Here is a 16,065-nt window from a genome sequence, read left to right as displayed (position 1 = left end):
CGCGCCCTGAACGTCCCGGCAGGCAAGCCTGATGCCCCGCCGCACCACTCTGATGGCCGGCGCGGGCCTCGCCGCGCTCGCCGTCCTCGGGACCGCCCTATACGGGAGCGGTCTCCTGCCCGGCAACACGGGCGGGGCGCTCCAGCCCTGCGCGGGCGCCGCGCCGGCGCTGGCCCGGGTCGACGCGGCCGCCAAGGGCGAGGTCGCGGGCATGCAGGCCCCGAAGCAGGCGCGGCCCGCGCCCGAGATCCGGTTCAAGGGGCCGGACGGCGTCGAGACCGGGCTCTCCGACCTCAAGGGCCGGCTGCTGCTGGTCAATCTGTGGGCGACTTGGTGCGCCCCCTGCAAGGCCGAGATGCCGGCGCTCGACCGCCTCCAGGCGGAACTCGGCGGCCCGGATTTCGCGGTCGTTGCGATCAACGTCGACACCCGCAACCTCGACAAGCCGCCGGACTGGCTGAAGCAGGCCGGCATCCATGCGCTGGCCTTCTACGCCGATCCGGGCGGGCGCGTGCTGCCGGCGATCCAGCGCGACACCCAGTCCCCGGGTCTGCCGACCACGCTGCTGATCGACCCGCAGGGCTGCACGATCGGGGTGATGAAGGGCCCGGCCGCCTGGTCGAGCCCGGATGGGCTCGGGCTGATCCGCGCGGCTCTGGGGCGAACATCCTGAAGAGAAAGCGCGCTACGGATCGCGCAAGACCTTCCGCAGGGGCTTAAGGCTGATGAAGCGAGCGGGATGCAGTCCGGGCCGGTCATCGACCTGCCAGACGGTCCGGATGTTCGCCGTGGTTCCGTCGGGGCACCCCATCGGCCCTTCGAAATGGTACCGCAGGCCGTAGGGCACCGGATAGGCCCTCGTGAGCGTGGCCGGCGTCGGATGCCCGACAAGCGCCGTCATCAGCGATACCGGATCGTCGATCGAGAAGCCGACGCTGAGCAGGAAGGCGCATTTCGGGCCGCCATCCTCATGATCCGGATCGAGCAGGTAGCGCTGCACCTTCGTCATCGACCCGGAACTGCGCCGGGTAGCCGACCGAGCCGATCAAGCGCCGGCGCGCTCCACGAGGACCAGGGACTCCGGCGCGATAGCGGCGAGCGCCTCGACCGGCCGGGTGAACTCGACGTCGAAGGCGGCGCCCGCGCCCCAGACGGCGACGATGGTCCCGGTGCTGCCCGCGGGCACGCATTCGCCATCCTCGCCGATCAATTCGGCGAGGGTCCGAACGCGGTCGAGTTCCCGGAACGCGGCCCCCGTGGGGGCACGATCCGCAGCCGAACGGCTGTCGACCACCAGCGAGAGCAGCCGGTCCGACATGGCGTGACGATACGGGACGGCCGCCCCACGATGCAAGGTGCGGCTTGCCCCGGCCCCCAAACCACGCCAAGCCTGCCCGCCATGAAGCCGCCTCCGACTCCCGGCCGCGCCCCGCAGGCCCGGGGCCGGCGCCCGCTCTCGGTTGTCCGCGCGATGCTCACGAGCGAGGCGGCGGGCGGGCTGATCCTGATGGCCGCGGCGGCGCTGGCACTCATCGTCGCCAACGGGCCCTTCGCCGAGGCCTACGCGCACGGGCTCCATGCGATGCTCGGGCCGATGAGCCTGCAGCACTGGATCAACGACGGCCTGATGGCCGGGTTTTTTCTGCTGGTCGGGCTGGAGATCAAGCGCGAGGCGCTGGACGGGCGGCTGCGGACCTGGCCGGACCGGGTGCTGCCCGGCATCGCGGCGTTCGGCGGCATGGCGGTGCCGGCCCTGGTCTACGCGGCGGCCAATCTCGGCGCCGGGACCCTGCGCGGCTGGGCGATCCCGGCGGCCACCGACATCGCCTTCGCCCTCGGCGTCCTGGCCCTGCTCGGCAAGCGGGTGCCGGTCTCTCTCAAGATCTTCCTGAGCGCCGTGGCCATCGTCGACGATCTCGGCGCCGTGGTGGTGATCGCGCTGTTCTACGGCTCCGGCCTCGATGCCGGGATGCTGGGGCTGGCCGCGCTGGTCCTGGCGGCCCTCTACGGCCTCAACCGGGCGGGCGTGACCTGGCTGTCGGCCTATGGGCTGCTCGGCCTGGTGCTGTGGGTGCTGGTGCTGCGCTCCGGGATCCACGCCACGGTGGCCGGCGTGCTGCTGGCCTTCACGATCCCGATCCGGGTCAGCCCCGGTCGGCCGGAGGCGGCGGATTCACCGCTGCATCGGCTGGAGCACGGGCTGGCGCCCTGGATCACCTATGGCGTGGTGCCGGTCTTCGGCTTCGCCAATGCCGGGGTGGACCTGACCGGCCTGACGCCCGACGCCCTGCTCCAACCGGTGACGCTCGGCATCGCCGCGGGTTTGTTCCTGGGCAAGCAGGCCGGGGTGTTCGCCAGCCTGCGGCTCGCGGTCGCGCTCGGATGGGCGCAGCGCCCGGCCGGGGCCGGCTGGGGGCAGGTCTACGGGGTCGCGGTCCTGTGCGGGATCGGGTTCACCATGAGCCTGTTCATCGGCGGCCTCGCCTTCGCGGACCCGCAGCACGAGACCGCGGTGAAGCTCGGGGTGCTCGCGGGCTCGGCCCTCTCGGGGCTCGCCGGGGCGGCGATTCTCCTGCTGGTGCGGCGCCCCGCGGCAAGCCGGTAGCCGCCGCGCCCGGGCTTCGCTGCGCGCAAAAATGCGCTACCTCGCCGGGGCATGCGCTTCTATCTCGGCCTCGCCACCACCTTCCACGATCCGGCGCTCGCCCTCGTCGGGCCGGACGGCACCGTGCTGTTCGCCGAGGCCGCGGAGCGGTTCCTTCAGGTCAAGCGCGCCCCGAATTGCGAGCCGGACAATCCGGCCCGGATGGCCGCGCTGCTGCAGGCCTACGTGCCGCCCGGCTCCGAGATCGTCGTCGCCTCGTCCTGGGGGCCGCAATTCACCGAGTTCCTGCGCGGGCAGGCGGGGGTCGGCGCTTTCGACCTGATGGCGCTGGCCGCCCACCCCACCGCGCTCAACCGCTCGTTCGTGCCCGAGCAGGCCGAGCGGGTGTTCATCGCCGATCTGCACGCCGCCCAGGCGCGGGCCGGCCACGGCACCCTGCTGGCGCTCATGCAGGAGGGCCGGGCCACCGGCGCGGCGCCGCGCGCCACCGTCGCGGGGCAGCGGCGCTACCCGCACCATCGCTGCCACGCCGCCTACGGGCTCTGGGGCAGCCCGTTCGACGCGGCCACGGCCCTGGTGGTCGACGGCATGGGCGAGACCGGCGCGGCGGCGCTCTACCGGCTGGACGGCGGCCGGATCACGGAGCTGCGCCGTCATCGCGGCCGCGGGTCGCTCGGCTTCCTGTACGGGCTGATCACCGATCTCGCCGGCTTCGACCAGGTGAAGGGCGAGGAATGGAAGATCATGGGGCTCGCCCCCTACGGACACCCCGATCCGGACCTCGCCGCGCTGCTGGCCCGGCTCTGCACGGTCGAGGGCGGGCGCCTGCGCTTCGCCGAGGCCGCGACGATCCAGGCCGTCGCCGCGGAAATCCGCGCGCGCCGCCCCGCGGATGCCGAGGAGACCGGCTGGGCCGACCTCGCCCGCTGCGGCCAGGATCTTTTTTGTGATCTGATGGACGTGCTGGTGGCGGAAGCGGCGGCCCTTGGCCCCTCCGACAACCTGGTGATCACCGGCGGCTGCGGGCTCAACTCCTCGTATAACGGCCGGGTGCTCGGTCGCTCCGGGTTCACCCGGCTGCACGTGCCCTCGGCCCCGGCCGACGACGGCAATGCGGTCGGCGCCGCCTGGCTCGCCTTCGCGGAGGACCATCCGGACTGGGCCGGCCCGCCCGCCGCCCAGCGCCCGCTGTCGCCCTATCTCGGCTCCCGGGTCTCGACCACCGCGATGGAGCGCTTGGCCGAGCAGGAGCCGCGGGCCCGGCGCGTCGGCCACGCGGAGGCGACCCGGGCTGCGGCGAAAATCCTGGCTGCCGGCGGCCTGGTCGGCTGGGTGCAGGGCCGGGCCGAGTTCGGCCCCCGGGCGCTCGGCAACCGCTCGATCCTGGCCGATCCGCGGCCGGAGGGCGCCAAGGACGCGCTGAACGCCAAGGTGAAGTACCGCGAGGCGTTCCGGCCGTTCGCGCCCGCGATCCTGGCCGAGGCCGGCCCGGACTGGTTCGAGGCATACGCCGACAGCCCCTACATGGAGCGCACGCTGATCTGGCGTGCGGAAGTGCGCGCCCGGGTGCCGGCGGTGGTCCACCAGGACGGCACCGGCCGGCTCCAGAGCGTCACGGCCGCGCGCAACCCGGCCTTCGCGGCCCTGATCGCCGCCTTCGCGGACGTCACCGGGGTGCCGATCCTGCTCAACACCAGCTTCAACGTGATGGGCAAGCCGATCCTCCACAGCGCGGAGGACGCGATCCTGATGTTCTACACCACCGGCCTCGACGCCCTCGTGGTCGAGGATTGGCTGGTGGTGAAATAGGAAGCGCCGCGCCCCCGGGGGGACGCGGCGCAGGCAAAACGACCTTGAAAGATTACTCGCAGACTTCGACGCGGCGGTAGGTGAACTCGCCGCCGCCGAGCCATTCCTTGCGGCGCTCGTAGTGGCAGATCGGGCCGCGGCGCTCGCGCACCACCACGGTCTCGGGCTCCTCGACCACGACGCGGCGCGGGCGATACTCCGGCGGCGGGGGCGGCGGCTGGTTGGCGCCGTTGATCAGGGCGCTCCCGACCACGCCGCCGACCACGCCGGCCGCCAGGCCGCCGACGATCGCGCCGGTCTGGTCGCGGGCGACGGCCGGGGCGACGGCCCCGAGCAGCAGGGTCGCGGCGAGGGCGGCGGCCCCGGCGCGGATCAGGGTGAAGGAACCGTTCGTGGACACGCGCAACATCTCCCGTTCGTGTTGAGGATGATCCAACACCGGGAGGATTAAAAATCTGCGAAGCCGCGCAATGCGATCGCGTGCCGGATGCGGCGTCGACACGCCGGAAGAACCGGCGCAGGGGCAGAACCGGCCGCCCCTGCTCCGGGCCGGAGGCTTACTTCGCCTTGGCGGCGATGCCCTTCAGACCGGCGTCGTACACGCCCGCGATGGCTTCCTGCGCCTTGGCGTCGGGGGCGCCCTTGGCCTTGAACGTGCCCGTCCAGGTCACCTTGGAGCCGCCGCCGGCCTTCGCGACCATGAGGGTCGAATGGTAATCCGTGACGGGCAGCGGGCCTTCCAGGATCGTGTAGGTGTAGGCCATCTTCGCGTCGTCGCGGGATTCCTGCTCCTCGACGATGGTCCCGCCGCCCTTCAGGCTGAGGGTGCGGACATCCTTGCCGCCCTTCTTGGACAGGGCACACTTCTCGATCACGGGATGCCAGTCGCCGATCCCGCAGAACCCGCCGATGGTCTTCCACACCACCTCGGGCGATGCGGCCACGTCCACCGACTTGGTGACGTCCAGAGCCCAGGCCGGTCCCGCAACGCCGACGCAGCATGCGGCGGCCAACAATACGCGCTTCATCAGACGTTCCCTCGCGCTCGACGCTCATGATGCTGGCGTCCGAGTCAGGGGCGAACCGAGCGCACGGGGCGCACGTTGCAAGTTCGACTTTAGTCCAAGCCTCCGCGTCCCACCCCGGGGCGGGTCTCAGAGCAGCCCGTCGAGCGCCCCGATCACCGCCGTGGGCGCGAGATCCGCGTATTCGTCCGGCAGGCCCCGGCGGTTCACCCAGGCGGTCCGGAACCCGAACGCGTTGGCCCCCGCCACGTCCCAGCGGTTGGAGGAGCAGAACAGCACGTCCGCCTCCCCGACCGCGAGCCGGGTCAGGGCGATCCGGTAGGCGTCGGGATGGGTCTTGAACACCTGCGCGTCGTCCATCGACAGCACCGCGTCGAGATGGTCGGCGAGCCCGGCCGAGGCCACGGCGCGGTCGACCATCGCGGCATTGCCGTTGGTGAGCACCGCGGTGCGGAGGCCGCGCTTCTGCAGCGCCGCCAGCACGCCCGGCACTTCCGGGTAGGCGTCGAGGTCGCGATAGGCGTCGAGCAGTCTCTCGCGCAGGGCCGGATCCACGCCCGGATGCAGCGCCAGGGCATGGTCGAGGGCGCGCACGGTGAGGTCCCAGAAGGCGGCGTAGCGGCCCATCAGCGACAGCGTCCAGCTGTATTCGAGCTGCTTGTTGCGCCAGACCTCGGAGAGGTGGTCGGCATCCGGCCCGACCAACGCGGCGTAGCGCTGGACCGCGGCGTTCACGTCGAACAGCGTGCCGTAGGCGTCGAACACGACGGCCTTCACGCCCGCGAGTAGGTCCTGGGTCATGGCGTTCCTCACTGGGCGTTCGGGCATCGTCGTTGTCCGAAAGCCGGCAACCGCCTTTCGGAACAATGCTCCCGGAGCGATCTGGGACTCGAAGGCGTGGCGGCGAGCCCGGCTCGATCGGGGGGATGGGTGTCAGGCCCGGCGCAGGCGCAGGCCGAACAGGTGCAGGAGGCCGGCCAGCAGGCCGCCATAGACCATGGCTCCGGCCAGCCCCAGTAGGGCCAGGACGGCGATCTCGCGCCCGTGCGGCAGGGCCGCCGGCACCAGCGCCTCGGCGAGCCCCTGGCCGTAGACGGCGACGCCCGCCAGCGCCAGGCAGGCGATCCCGACCCCCGCCACCGTGAGGCCGAGGGTCCGGCCCGGCGCGGTCCAATCGCGGCGCTTGGCCAGGACGACGAGGATCAGCAGGTTCACCCACTGGCTGACCGCGGTGGCCAGGGCCAGTCCGGTGACGCCGTAGGGTCCGGTGAGCCAGAGCTTCAGCGCGACATTGACCGCGATCGCAGTGAGTGAGGCCCAGAGCGGGGTCTTGGTGTCCTGGCGGGCGTAGAAGCTGGCCACCGCGCTGCGCACCAGCACAACGGCGGGCAGCGCAAAGCCGTAGGCGGCGAGCACCGAGGCGGCCCGGGACGCATCCTCGGCGCTGAAGGCGCCGCGCTGGAACAGGGCCGCCATGATCAGGCCCGGGATGGTCAGGAACGCCACCGTGAACGGCGCCGACAGCGCCAGGGAGAAGCCCGCCGCCCGGTTCTGCGCCGCATGCGCGCCGGCGACGTCGCCGGACGCGATCCGCCGGCTCATCTCCGGCAGAAGCACGGTGCCGGCCGCGATGGCGATCACCCCGAACGGCAGCTGGTAGAGCCGGTCGGCATAGTACAGGGCCGAGACCGCGCCGGTGGGCAGCCAGCTGGCGATGATCGTGTCGGCGAACGCCGCGATCTGGAACCCGGCCGAGCCGATCACCGCCGGCCCGAGCACCGCGAAGAACCGCTTCAGCGCCGGGTCGGCGCGCGGCACCGCGAGGTCCGGCATCACCCGGGCGCGGCGGCAGCCCCACCACAGCAGGCCGAATTGCAGCACGCCGGAGACCGCCACACCCCAGGCGGCCGCGTAGGCGGCGTTGGGGAACAGGAAGCTCAGCGACAGGGCCGCCAGCATGGCGAGGTTGAGCAGCACCGGGGCGCCTGCCGCCACGGCGAAGTGCCGGTGGGCGTTGAGGATCCCCGACAGCAGCGTCACCAGGGTCATGAACAGCAGGTACGGGAAGGTGATGCGGGTCAGCGCCACCGCGAGCTGGAAGCGCTCGCCATCCTCGGCGAAGCCGGGCGCCAGGGCATGGACCACCCAGGGCATCGCCGGCAGGGCGAGGTTGAGCAGCACCAGCTGCACGATCAGCATCAGGGTGAAGACGCGGTCGGCGAAATGATGCGCCGCCCCGGAGGCCCCCGCCTCGGCGAGCCCGGCATAGGCCGGCACGAAGGCGGTGTTGAACGCCCCCTCGCCGAAGATCGCGCGGAAATGGTTCGGCAGCCGGAACGCGACCACGAAGGCATCGGCCATGGGCCCCGCGCCCATCACGGCGGCCATCACCACGTCCCGGGCGAAGCCGGTGACCCGCGAGACCAGGGTCCAGCCGCCCACCGAGAGGATGGAGCGGATCATCGCAGGTAAACCTCCCTCCCCCCTCTGCGGGGGAGGATGGCCCCCGAAGGAGGTCGGGAGGGTGGAGCGACGGCGCAGGACAGGGCTTCGCCCGTCATGCCAGTCGCGCCCTTTCCTGAACCCGGGCTCCCCTCTCCCGACCCGGCCTGACGGCCGGCCCACCCTCCCCCGCAGAGGCGGGAGGGAGAGGGCGCGCGGATTGTCGAGGGCGTCCTGCGGCGCGATGCGATCCTACGGACTAGGCTGGAAATGACCTGTTATCCCGGTACAGCCCGGGTCAGCCCGGGGGCCGCATCAAGAGCCGCTTTTCACCGGCATCTCAAGGGCGCCGCGGACACGATCGGTCCGCGGCGCCGGCTCATGGATACCGGATCAGGCGGTCGCCTCGCCGTACATCTTCTCGACGTGCTCCCAGTTCACCAGGTTCTCGATGAACGCCTTGAGGTAGTCGGGCCGGCGGTTGCGGTAGTCGATGTAGTAGGAGTGCTCCCACACGTCGACGCCGAGGATCGGCTTGGCGCCGTGGACCAGCGGGTTCTCGCCGTTCGGGGTCTTCAGGATCGCGAGCTTGCCGTCCTTGACGGCGAGCCAGGCCCAGCCGGAGCCGAACTGGCTCACGCCCGCCTGGATGAAGTCCGCCTTGAACTTCTCAAGCCCGCCCAGATCCTCGTCGATCTTCTTGGCGATTGCACCCGGGACGGCGCCGCCGCCATTGGGCTTCATCCACTGCCAGAAATGGATGTGGTTGTAGTGCTGGCCGGCATTGTTGAAGAGCGGCTGATTCGTGTTGTAGGCCGCCTTGACGATCTCCTCGACGCTCTTGCCCTGGAGATCCGTGCCTTCGAGCAGCTTGTTGCCGGTATCGACATAGGCCTTGTGGTGCTTGTCGTGGTGGAACTCGAGGGTTTCCTTCGACATGTACGGCCCGAGCGCGTCGTAGGCGTAGGGCAGTTCCGGCAGCGTGAAGGTCATGGGCTCTGTCTCCGCTTGGAGCACGATGCGGAGCACCGGAAGCCGGATTTCCGAAATCATCGTGCGATAACAATGGGCTGGAGCCTGCCGTGTTTCGCGAGAAACAGCGGCCCGCGCCAGCCTTGGGCGGCCTCGTCCCCGGCGGGGGCTTCCGGGTCACATCCGCTAGGTAAGTCGGTGCCCGCGCGACGGCAACGCCGTTCCGGCCAGGCTTGGCGCAAACTTCCCGAGCCGGCGCGCAACCGCGCGGCGGAGCCGCGGGCAACCGGATCAACGATCTGCCAGAACCGGTATCCCGGACAATCTCGCCGCCGGGTTTTGCAATATGACCGCAAGGCCTTACTGTGCGCCACGCCTCAAGCGCCGGCCGTTAGCCGGCCCGTGTCAGAGAGTAACATGATCGCTGCGCTGTTCGCGCTCGCCGCCGCCATGGCCATCGGGGGCTGCGCCGCCGTGATCCAGGGCTTCCCCTATGTGCGTCTGGAGAGCGGCCTCGCGATGGTTATCGCGGGTTCGGTCGCGGCCTCGTCGGGCGCGGTGCTGTTCGGGATCGGCGTGCTCGCCCTGGTGTTCCGGCGGCTGGAGCGGGCGATCGGGCACGGCCCGGCGCTCGCATTGGCAGATGCCGGACCCGCCGCCGAGAGCGCGCCGCGTCTGCCGCCGGTACTGCCGGCCGCGCCGGCCTTCATCGTGCCGCCGATCGTCGAGCCGCCCTTCGATCCCGAGCGGCCGCGGATCGAGCCCAACCTGCGCCTGCTGGAGGATACCCCGCCCGCGCCGGTCGAGGCCCCGAAGGCTGCCGAGACGCTGCGGCCTGCCGCGGTCGAATCGGACTTCCCGATCCAGTCCGTCGCCCCCACGCCGCCCCACCGGCCCGCCTCGGAGCCGGTGCTGGAAGCGGTCGCCGAGCACAGCCCGGAGGACGACCTGTTCGCGGCGCCCGACGCGCCCGTGAAGCCGGAGGCCGCTCCGGAGCCCCCTGCCCTGCGCCCGAGCCTCGACGCGGCGCCGGATCCCGAGCCCGAGGCGAAGCCGGAGACCCGTACCGTGGTCGGGCGCTACGCCTCCGGGGGCAACACCTACGTGATGTTCGAGGACGGCTCGATCGAGGCGGAGACGCCGCAGGGCCGCTTCACCTTCGCGTCCCTGGACGAACTGAAGGCCTTCGTGGATGGCGGCGGCGAATCCGGCGCCCGGGGCGCGGCCTGAACGAAAAACCGTTCGTCAGGCCAGCGGGTTGAGGCTGTCGTTGCGCGGCGGGATCGGCGCCCGCATGGTCAGCGAAAACCCCTCGGGATCGTAGTCGGTCTCGACCTCGGCCTGGACCTGGGTGATCAGAACACGCTGCAGCAGGCGCGAGCCGAAGCCCTGTCGGCTCGGCGGCCGGACCGGCGGTCCGCCGGTCTCCCGCCAGTGGAAGCGCAGGATCCCGGCCGGCCCCCCTGATTCCAGGGTCCAGGTCACCGCGACCCGCCCGGTGCGGTTCGAGAGCGCCCCGTACTTGGCCGCGTTGGTGGTGAGCTCGTGGATCGCCATGCCGATCGGCACCGCGATCTCGGAGGGCAGGTCGATCGCCGGCCCGTCGAGGCTGATCCGCCCCTCGGCCTCGCCATCGGGCATGACCTCCGCGTAGGGCTTCAGCTCGCTGAGCAGCAGGTTCGCCAGCGACGCGGTCTGCCAGGTAGCCTCGGTGAGCACCGCATGGGTGTGGGCGAGGGATTTGATCCGCCCCACGAAGGCCTCGTAGAAATCCTCGATGCTGGAGGCGGTCCGAGCCGTGGAGCCCACGATCGCCTGTACGGTGGCGAGCGTGTTCTTCACCCGGTGGTGCAGCTCGCGGATCAGCAGGCTCTGGCGTTCCTCGGCGATCCGCCGGTCGGTCACGTCGGCGACCACGCCGATCAGGCGCCGCGGCAGGCGGCCGGGGGCGTCCCGCTCGAACCGGCCGGCCATGTCGATGGTGCGCCACGCCCCGTCGGATTTCCGCCGGATCCGGCCGCCGATCTGCAGGATCCCGTCCTCGCGCAAAGCCTTCGAGATCGCGTGGCGGACCGCGGACCGATCGTCCGGGTGGAGGATGTCGTTGAGGAACTCGCTCTTGCCGACGGTACCGTCCTCGGGGGCGTGCCCGAAGATCTCGTACATGTGCTCGTTTTCCCAGATGGCCTGGTCCTCGAGCATGTGCCACTCGAAGATCCCGAGCTTGGCGATCGTGGTCGCCACCCGCAGGCGCTGATCCCGCGACAGGATCTCGTCCCGGGCCTCGACCCGGGTGGTGATGTCCTGGACGACGCCGACCATGCTGGCCGGCTCGCCGTCGCGGCCCGGCACGGCCTGCCCCCGCACCCGCAGGATCACGGTGCGCCCGGCCGCGGTGACGGGCGTATCGAAATGGTAGGCTTGTCCGGCCCGGCACGCCTCCGAGATGGCCGCGCTCAGGCGCGCCAGTTCCGGACCGGACAGGCCGGACTTGAGCTCGTCCCACGGCACGGAGCGGCCGGGCTGCCGCCCCAGGATCCGGGCGGCCCGGCGCGACAGGGTCAGCAGGCCGCTCGCCCGGTCCCAGCGCCACTCGCCGAGGCCGGCATTCTCCAGCGCCTCGCGGTTCGCCTCGGAATGCGCGGCCGCGTCCGCGTCCACGGCCTCGACCACCAGGGTCCGGCCGGAGCGGCGCACCCGCACGTCGAGGGTTGCTCCGTCCGCCCGGCGCCAGGCCTGGATGCCGTCGCCGAGGTCCTCGGGCCTGTCGGCCAGAAACGCCGCGGTCGCGCGGCCGGCCAACGTGCCCGGCGGCCAGCCGAGCAGATCATGCAGGACCCGGTTGGCGGCGACGATCGACGCCTCATCCGCCGACAGCACGACGAGGCCGATCGCGGCATCGTCAAAGCCCGCGCGGTACGGGTCGTCCGTCGCCGGGTCTTGACCCACGCTCTCGCCCACTCGGAAACATCCTCGAGCGCGCCGCGGCGCGCTCCCGCACGAGATCCCCCCTGCCGCGATCCGGATCGCGAAGGTGACTCAGGATGGCGCCCGAGCGTGGCCGTTGCAAGGCGTCCCGCCCGGCTGCGGCGACCCGTCCGCTCAGCGCGGGTGGCGCACGAACTCCAGATAGGTCGGGCGCCGGCCCGCCGCCAGCGCCTTCGCCTCGTAGCGGGTCCCGGGCCAGCCCGGGAAGGGCTCGGTCCAGTCGCGGGCCTGCGTCGCCGTCCAGGCCAAAACCGGGCAGCGGGCGGCCCGGACCAGAGTCCAGCCGGCGTAATCGTCGATGTCGCTGGCGAAGCGGAACCGGCCGCCATCCTTCAGGACCCGGCCGATCTCGGCGAGCGAGGCGTCGGAGACGAAGCGGCGCTTGCGCTGGCGGCGCTTCGGCCAAGGATCGGGATAGAGCAGGTAGACCCGGTCCAGGCAGGCCTCCGGCAGCCGGGCCAGCAGGGCGGTCACGTCCTCGTCGCGGATGCGGACGTTGCGCAGGGACCGCGCCTCGATCGCGGCGAGCAGCTTGACCACGCCGTTGACGAACGGCTCGGCCCCGATGATGCCGATGCCGGGATGAGCCTCGGCCTGGGCGGCCAGGTGCTCGCCGCCGCCGAAGCCGATCTCCAGCCAGACCTCCTCCGGCGCGCCGTCGAGCGCCGGGAACAGCGTGCGCGGATCGAGCGGCCGGTCACCCGGGGGCAGGTCGACCCGCAGGGCCGGCAGCAGCTCGGCGAGCCGCCGCTCCTGCAGGCCGCGCAGGCGCTTGCCCTTGCGCCGCCCGAAGAAGGCGCGCTCCGGCTCGTCGGCCTCGTGATCGGGCCGTCCGTTCAGGTCAGACATCGGCTACCAGCGCGTCGTCCGCGCACGGGCGAGGACGGAGGTTCCAAGGGGCTCGCAGCCCGCAGCAGGGCTCTGCCCTGCACCCGCAAAAGGTCCAAGACCTTTTGAAACCGGGATTCTAAAAAAGACGCCCGCGCCCCCTCCCGAATCCGGGACGGCGCGCGGGCGTGTTGCGTCGGCGGCCGACAGCGCGGCCTGGATCGGTCTTAGGCGAGGGCCGACTTCAGCTTCTCGGCGAGGTCGGTGCGCTCCCAGGAGAAGCCGCCATCGGCCTCCGGGGCGCGGCCGAAATGGCCGTAGGCCGCGGTACGGGCGTAGATCGGCTTGTTCAGGCCGAGCGCCGTGCGGATGCCGCGGGGCGAGAGGTCCATGGCGTCCATCAGGACGGCCTCGAGCTTGGCCTCGTCGACCTGGCCGGTGCCGTGCAGGTCAACATAGATCGACAGGGGCTTGGAGACGCCGATCGCGTAGGCGAGCTGGATCGTGGCGCGATGCGCCAAGCCGGCCGCGACCACGTTCTTGGCGAGGTAGCGCGCCGCATAGGCCGCCGAGCGGTCGACCTTGGTCGGATCCTTGCCCGAGAAGGCGCCGCCGCCATGCGGGGCCGCGCCGCCGTAGGTGTCGACGATGATCTTGCGGCCGGTGAGGCCGCAATCGCCGTCCGGGCCGCCGATCACGAACTTGCCGGTCGGGTTGACGTGCCAGACGGTGCCCTCGTTGATCCAGCCCTGCGGCAGGGCCGCCCGGATGTAGGGCTCGACGATGGCGCGCACGTCGGCCGAGTCCAGGGATTCGTCGAGGTGCTGTGTGGAGAGCACGATCTGGGTCGCCTCGACCGGGCGGCCGTTCTCGTAGCGGACCGTGACCTGGCTCTTGGCGTCGGGGCCGAGCTTGGCGGCATCGCCCTTGCCCGTCTTGCGGGCGTCGGCGAGGTCCTTGAGGATCTTGTGGGCGTAGAACAGCGGCGCCGGCATCAGCTCCGGGGTCTCGTCGGCGGCGTAGCCGAACATGATGCCCTGGTCGCCCGCGCCCTCGTCCTTGTTGCCGGCCGCGTCGACGCCCTGCGCGATGTCGGCGGACTGGGCGTGCAGGTAGATCGCGACCTCGTTGTTCTTCCAGTGGAAGCCGTCCTGCTCGTAGCCGATCTCCTTCACGGCCTGGCGGGTCAGTTCCTCAAGGTCCTTGAAGGTCACCGAATCCGGGCCGCGCACCTCACCGGCGATGACGACGCGGTTGGTGGTGGTCAGGGTCTCGACCCCGAGCCGCGCCTCCGGCATCGCCGCGATATAGGCGTCCACCACCGTATCGGAGATCCGGTCGCTGACCTTGTCGGGATGGCCCTCGGAGACCGACTCGCTGGTGAACAGGTAGTTGGAACGCGGCATGTTGACGGATCCCGAGCGCGGGTACGCCGTCGCGATCGCGGCGTTCGACCCCTTATGGGGTGCGGGTTCTCGCACCGGGTCGGATCACGGTCAAGGCGGATCGCCGAACGGATCCGCTATAACGTACGAATCGGATGGAAAAACGCCCGTCCGCGGCGCGACTCAGCATTCAGCCGTTGAGCTTGTGGTCCAGCGCCCGGATTGCGGCGGCAACGTCCCGGCGGGCTTCCTCGGAGAAATGCTCGGTGATGTGGCGGCCGACGATCTCGGCCAGCCCCTGCAGGCCGCTGCCCTCGGTCAGGGGCGTCTGCTCCGGCTCGGAAAAGCCCGGCGCCGTGAAGTCGTCGTTGCGCGGCATGCCCTTGAAGAAATAATCCATCGGCACCCCGGTCATCCGGGAGAAGATGTCGAGATGGACGGCGCTGATCCGGTTGGTGCCCTTCTCGTACTTCTGCAACTGCGCTGCCGACATCCCAAAGCTCTGCGCGACACGACGCTGCGTCAGCGACGCCTTCCGGCGCTGCTCGGCGATGCGTTGACCGACATACACGTCACGCTGATCGGTTTTCTGACCCGCCATCTAGAACTTGCCCACTCCTGCCGCGATTTACGGGCGGCGAAGCTTAACCGCATAGCGACTGGCTGTCACCGGCGGGTGACCATCGCGGTAAATGTTTTGCCGCGGCGCCGATTGCGCATTGGCAGCCTGGATTCTGGTGTCCCCGGCAGGGCTCGAACCTGCGACCCCAGGTTTCATACCACTTCGGCTTTCGCCGCCGCGGCCCGTGCGGGCCGCGTTCGTGGCCTGGACTATCCCTTCACCCTGGACCGTGCCTGCGCCCGGCCGTTAGGTGCCGCCCGTCTAGTCTCTACACCTTCCCGTCGACGCCTTCGCGCCGGGCGGGCTTGGCTCGGGATCGGCAGGGCGCCGGCGAACCGGCGCCGGGAGCTTTCCCCGACTTTGAGCGGATCCGCCGCGCGGTTTCCCGGCGCGACGCCCAATTGTGACCGTTTAGGAAACCTGTGCTCTGTCCAGCTGAGCTACGGAGACGACCGGATTTCCCATAGCATCAACGCCTGGGCAGGCCAACCGCGCGCCGGCGTTCCGGAGCGGGGTCGATCGGGGATCGGAGCGATGATCCGAACAGGCGCCGGAACCGCGGGGTGGCGACGGAGCCGGGCCGTGGTGCTGGCGCTGGCGGCCTCGGGCTTTGCCCTGCCGGCCTGCGCCGCCCCGGAGCCGGGCGCCGCGGAATGCCGGCCGGGGCCGGCCCGAACCGAGATCCTCGACGGGGTCGGGCTGCGCGGCGAGATCCGCCTCGCCTCCGGAGCCCGGGTCGTGCTCGATTCCCTGCGCTGGCCGGACGCCCCGGAGATCGCGGTGTCGGCGCGCGCCTGGCTCGAAGCGCGGCGGGGCGACAGCCTCGTCCTGATCCCCCGCGGCGGGCAACCCGACCGCTGGGGCCGGGAGCGGGCCGACATCCAGGTGGCGGACACCGACATCGACCTGGCCGGCGGCCTGATCGCGGCCGGGCTCGCCGTCGCGGATGCGGACGAGCGTGATTCGCTCTGCCGCCCGGCCCTGCGCGGGGTGGAAGAGGCGGCCCGGGCGAAACGGCTCGGCCTGTGGCACGACTTCCCGTTCCAGGCTGCCGACGGCCCGGCTTTGCGGGCGCAGGAGGGGCGCTTCGTCGTGGTGGAGGGCCGGATCCGCCATGTCGGCGAGCGCAGCGCCCGCACCTATCTCGACTTCGCGGCCCGCGGCGCGGACGGTCTCACGGTCACGGTATCGAAACGCACTTGGCGAACGATGCGTACCCGTGGTTTGAGTGCGGCTTCGCTCGAAGGCCGGCGCGTGCGGGTCCGCGGCATCCTGGAGGTCTGGCGCGGCCCGACCCTGGAGGCCAACGCCGACGCGGTCGAGATCCTGAGCGAACCGGACCGGCGCGAGGCCGGGCCGACGGGGGAACGGGAGCTGCGGCGCTGATCG

16 protein-coding genes are annotated in these 16,065 nt (G+C 71.4%); 5 read left to right on the top strand and 11 right to left on the bottom strand.

Annotated features, from left to right (window positions below; all coding sequences use genetic code 11):
- Positions 1-31: 31 nt before the first annotated feature.
- Positions 32-673, top strand: coding sequence for a thiol:disulfide interchange protein TlpA (gene tlpA / locus MKL11_RS18575; RefSeq protein ID WP_243946033.1), 642 nt, complete (start codon positions 32-34; stop codon positions 671-673).
- A gap of 12 nt (positions 674-685) precedes the next feature.
- Here the strand turns inward: tlpA and MKL11_RS18570 are convergent, their stop codons facing one another.
- Together MKL11_RS18570 and MKL11_RS18565 are read right to left on the bottom strand one after the other, a co-directional pair.
- The gene (locus tag MKL11_RS18570; protein ID WP_243946031.1) at positions 686-1,009 is read right to left on the bottom strand and encodes a DUF6883 domain-containing protein; all 324 of its coding nucleotides are present in this window, start codon (positions 1,007-1,009) and stop codon (positions 686-688) included.
- Between the two features lie 36 nt (positions 1,010-1,045).
- The gene (locus tag MKL11_RS18565) at positions 1,046-1,318 is read right to left on the bottom strand and encodes a DUF4926 domain-containing protein (RefSeq protein WP_243946029.1); all 273 of its coding nucleotides are present in this window, start codon (positions 1,316-1,318) and stop codon (positions 1,046-1,048) included.
- An 81-nt stretch (positions 1,319-1,399) separates the two neighbouring features.
- Here MKL11_RS18565 and nhaA point away from each other — a divergent pair, with 81 nt between their 5' ends.
- Both nhaA and MKL11_RS18555 read left to right on the top strand, forming a co-directional pair.
- Complete coding sequence (nhaA, locus tag MKL11_RS18560; RefSeq protein WP_243946027.1) at positions 1,400-2,605, top strand: Na+/H+ antiporter NhaA; 1,206 nt, start codon at positions 1,400-1,402, stop codon at positions 2,603-2,605.
- A 51-nt stretch (positions 2,606-2,656) separates the two neighbouring features.
- Entirely contained in the window at positions 2,657-4,414 is a 1,758-nt protein-coding gene (locus MKL11_RS18555; RefSeq protein ID WP_243946025.1) for a carbamoyltransferase, read from the top strand.
- A 52-nt stretch (positions 4,415-4,466) separates the two neighbouring features.
- On the opposite strand, the gene MKL11_RS18550 is transcribed toward MKL11_RS18555, so the two are convergent.
- The 5 genes from MKL11_RS18550 to MKL11_RS18530 all read right to left on the bottom strand — a co-directional run bounded on the left by MKL11_RS18550 (position 4,467) and on the right by MKL11_RS18530 (position 8,874).
- Complete coding sequence (locus MKL11_RS18550; RefSeq protein ID WP_243946023.1) at positions 4,467-4,823, bottom strand: hypothetical protein; 357 nt, start codon at positions 4,821-4,823, stop codon at positions 4,467-4,469.
- Positions 4,824-4,971: 148 nt separating this feature from the next.
- Entirely contained in the window at positions 4,972-5,442 is a 471-nt protein-coding gene (locus MKL11_RS18545; protein ID WP_243946021.1) for an SRPBCC family protein, read from the bottom strand.
- 126 nt (positions 5,443-5,568) lie between these two features.
- Entirely contained in the window at positions 5,569-6,267 is a 699-nt protein-coding gene (locus MKL11_RS18540; protein WP_409565880.1) for a haloacid dehalogenase type II, read from the bottom strand.
- A 105-nt stretch (positions 6,268-6,372) separates the two neighbouring features.
- Positions 6,373-7,902, bottom strand: coding sequence for a murein biosynthesis integral membrane protein MurJ (gene murJ / locus MKL11_RS18535; RefSeq protein ID WP_243946019.1), 1,530 nt, complete (start codon positions 7,900-7,902; stop codon positions 6,373-6,375).
- Between the two features lie 372 nt (positions 7,903-8,274).
- A complete protein-coding gene (locus MKL11_RS18530; RefSeq protein WP_243946017.1) occupies positions 8,275-8,874 on the bottom strand; it encodes a superoxide dismutase in 600 nt (199 codons plus the stop codon).
- Positions 8,875-9,270: 396 nt separating this feature from the next.
- Between MKL11_RS18530 and MKL11_RS18525 the strand changes: the two genes are divergently transcribed.
- On the top strand, positions 9,271-10,083 hold the full coding sequence (locus MKL11_RS18525; RefSeq protein ID WP_243946015.1) for a hypothetical protein: 813 nt from the start codon (positions 9,271-9,273) through the stop codon (positions 10,081-10,083).
- Positions 10,084-10,098: 15 nt separating this feature from the next.
- Here the strand turns inward: MKL11_RS18525 and MKL11_RS18520 are convergent, their stop codons facing one another.
- The 4 genes from MKL11_RS18520 to MKL11_RS18505 form a co-directional block, all read right to left on the bottom strand.
- Complete coding sequence (locus tag MKL11_RS18520; RefSeq protein WP_243946012.1) at positions 10,099-11,814, bottom strand: sensor histidine kinase; 1,716 nt, start codon at positions 11,812-11,814, stop codon at positions 10,099-10,101.
- A 141-nt stretch (positions 11,815-11,955) separates the two neighbouring features.
- Positions 11,956-12,690: a tRNA (guanine(46)-N(7))-methyltransferase TrmB gene (locus MKL11_RS18515; protein ID WP_243946010.1), complete on the bottom strand. Its 735-nt coding sequence runs from the start codon at positions 12,688-12,690 to the stop codon at positions 11,956-11,958.
- 206 nt (positions 12,691-12,896) lie between these two features.
- Positions 12,897-14,075: a methionine adenosyltransferase gene (gene metK / locus MKL11_RS18510; protein WP_243946008.1), complete on the bottom strand. Its 1,179-nt coding sequence runs from the start codon at positions 14,073-14,075 to the stop codon at positions 12,897-12,899.
- Between the two features lie 169 nt (positions 14,076-14,244).
- A complete protein-coding gene (locus MKL11_RS18505) occupies positions 14,245-14,655 on the bottom strand; it encodes a helix-turn-helix domain-containing protein (protein WP_243946006.1) in 411 nt (136 codons plus the stop codon).
- 555 nt (positions 14,656-15,210) lie between these two features.
- Between MKL11_RS18505 and MKL11_RS18500 the strand changes: the two genes are divergently transcribed.
- Positions 15,211-16,062 (top strand): thermonuclease family protein, encoded by an 852-nt coding sequence (locus MKL11_RS18500; RefSeq protein ID WP_243946004.1) that lies wholly within the window; start codon positions 15,211-15,213, stop codon positions 16,060-16,062.
- Positions 16,063-16,065 lie beyond the last annotated feature (3 nt).

The organism is Methylobacterium sp. J-077 (genome assembly GCF_022829365.1).
Lineage (GTDB): Bacteria > Pseudomonadota > Alphaproteobacteria > Rhizobiales > Beijerinckiaceae > Methylobacterium.
This window is presented reverse-complemented; position numbering and strand designations above follow the sequence as displayed.

Excerpts from the sequence above, each read along its gene's own strand:
- MKL11_RS18570 (WP_243946031.1), bottom strand. The coding sequence starts at position 1,009 with ATGACGAAGGTGCAGCGCTACCTGCTCGATCCGGATCATGAGGATGGC.
- murJ (WP_243946019.1), bottom strand. The coding sequence starts at position 7,902 with ATGATCCGCTCCATCCTCTCGGTGGGCGGCTGGACCCTGGTCTCGCGG.
- MKL11_RS18500 (WP_243946004.1), top strand. The coding sequence starts at position 15,211 with ATGATCCGAACAGGCGCCGGAACCGCGGGGTGGCGACGGAGCCGGGCC.
- MKL11_RS18540 (WP_409565880.1), bottom strand. The coding sequence starts at position 6,267 with ATGCCCGAACGCCCAGTGAGGAACGCCATGACCCAGGACCTACTCGCG.
- MKL11_RS18525 (WP_243946015.1), top strand. The coding sequence starts at position 9,271 with ATGATCGCTGCGCTGTTCGCGCTCGCCGCCGCCATGGCCATCGGGGGC.
- MKL11_RS18555 (WP_243946025.1), top strand. The coding sequence starts at position 2,657 with ATGCGCTTCTATCTCGGCCTCGCCACCACCTTCCACGATCCGGCGCTC.
- MKL11_RS18530 (WP_243946017.1), bottom strand. The coding sequence starts at position 8,874 with ATGACCTTCACGCTGCCGGAACTGCCCTACGCCTACGACGCGCTCGGG.
- MKL11_RS18550 (WP_243946023.1), bottom strand. The coding sequence starts at position 4,823 with ATGTTGCGCGTGTCCACGAACGGTTCCTTCACCCTGATCCGCGCCGGG.
- MKL11_RS18505 (WP_243946006.1), bottom strand. The coding sequence starts at position 14,655 with ATGGCGGGTCAGAAAACCGATCAGCGTGACGTGTATGTCGGTCAACGC.
- MKL11_RS18565 (WP_243946029.1), bottom strand. The coding sequence starts at position 1,318 with ATGTCGGACCGGCTGCTCTCGCTGGTGGTCGACAGCCGTTCGGCTGCG.
- metK (WP_243946008.1), bottom strand. The coding sequence starts at position 14,075 with ATGCCGCGTTCCAACTACCTGTTCACCAGCGAGTCGGTCTCCGAGGGC.
- MKL11_RS18545 (WP_243946021.1), bottom strand. The coding sequence starts at position 5,442 with ATGAAGCGCGTATTGTTGGCCGCCGCATGCTGCGTCGGCGTTGCGGGA.
- MKL11_RS18515 (WP_243946010.1), bottom strand. The coding sequence starts at position 12,690 with ATGTCTGACCTGAACGGACGGCCCGATCACGAGGCCGACGAGCCGGAG.
- nhaA (WP_243946027.1), top strand. The coding sequence starts at position 1,400 with ATGAAGCCGCCTCCGACTCCCGGCCGCGCCCCGCAGGCCCGGGGCCGG.
- tlpA (WP_243946033.1), top strand. The coding sequence starts at position 32 with ATGCCCCGCCGCACCACTCTGATGGCCGGCGCGGGCCTCGCCGCGCTC.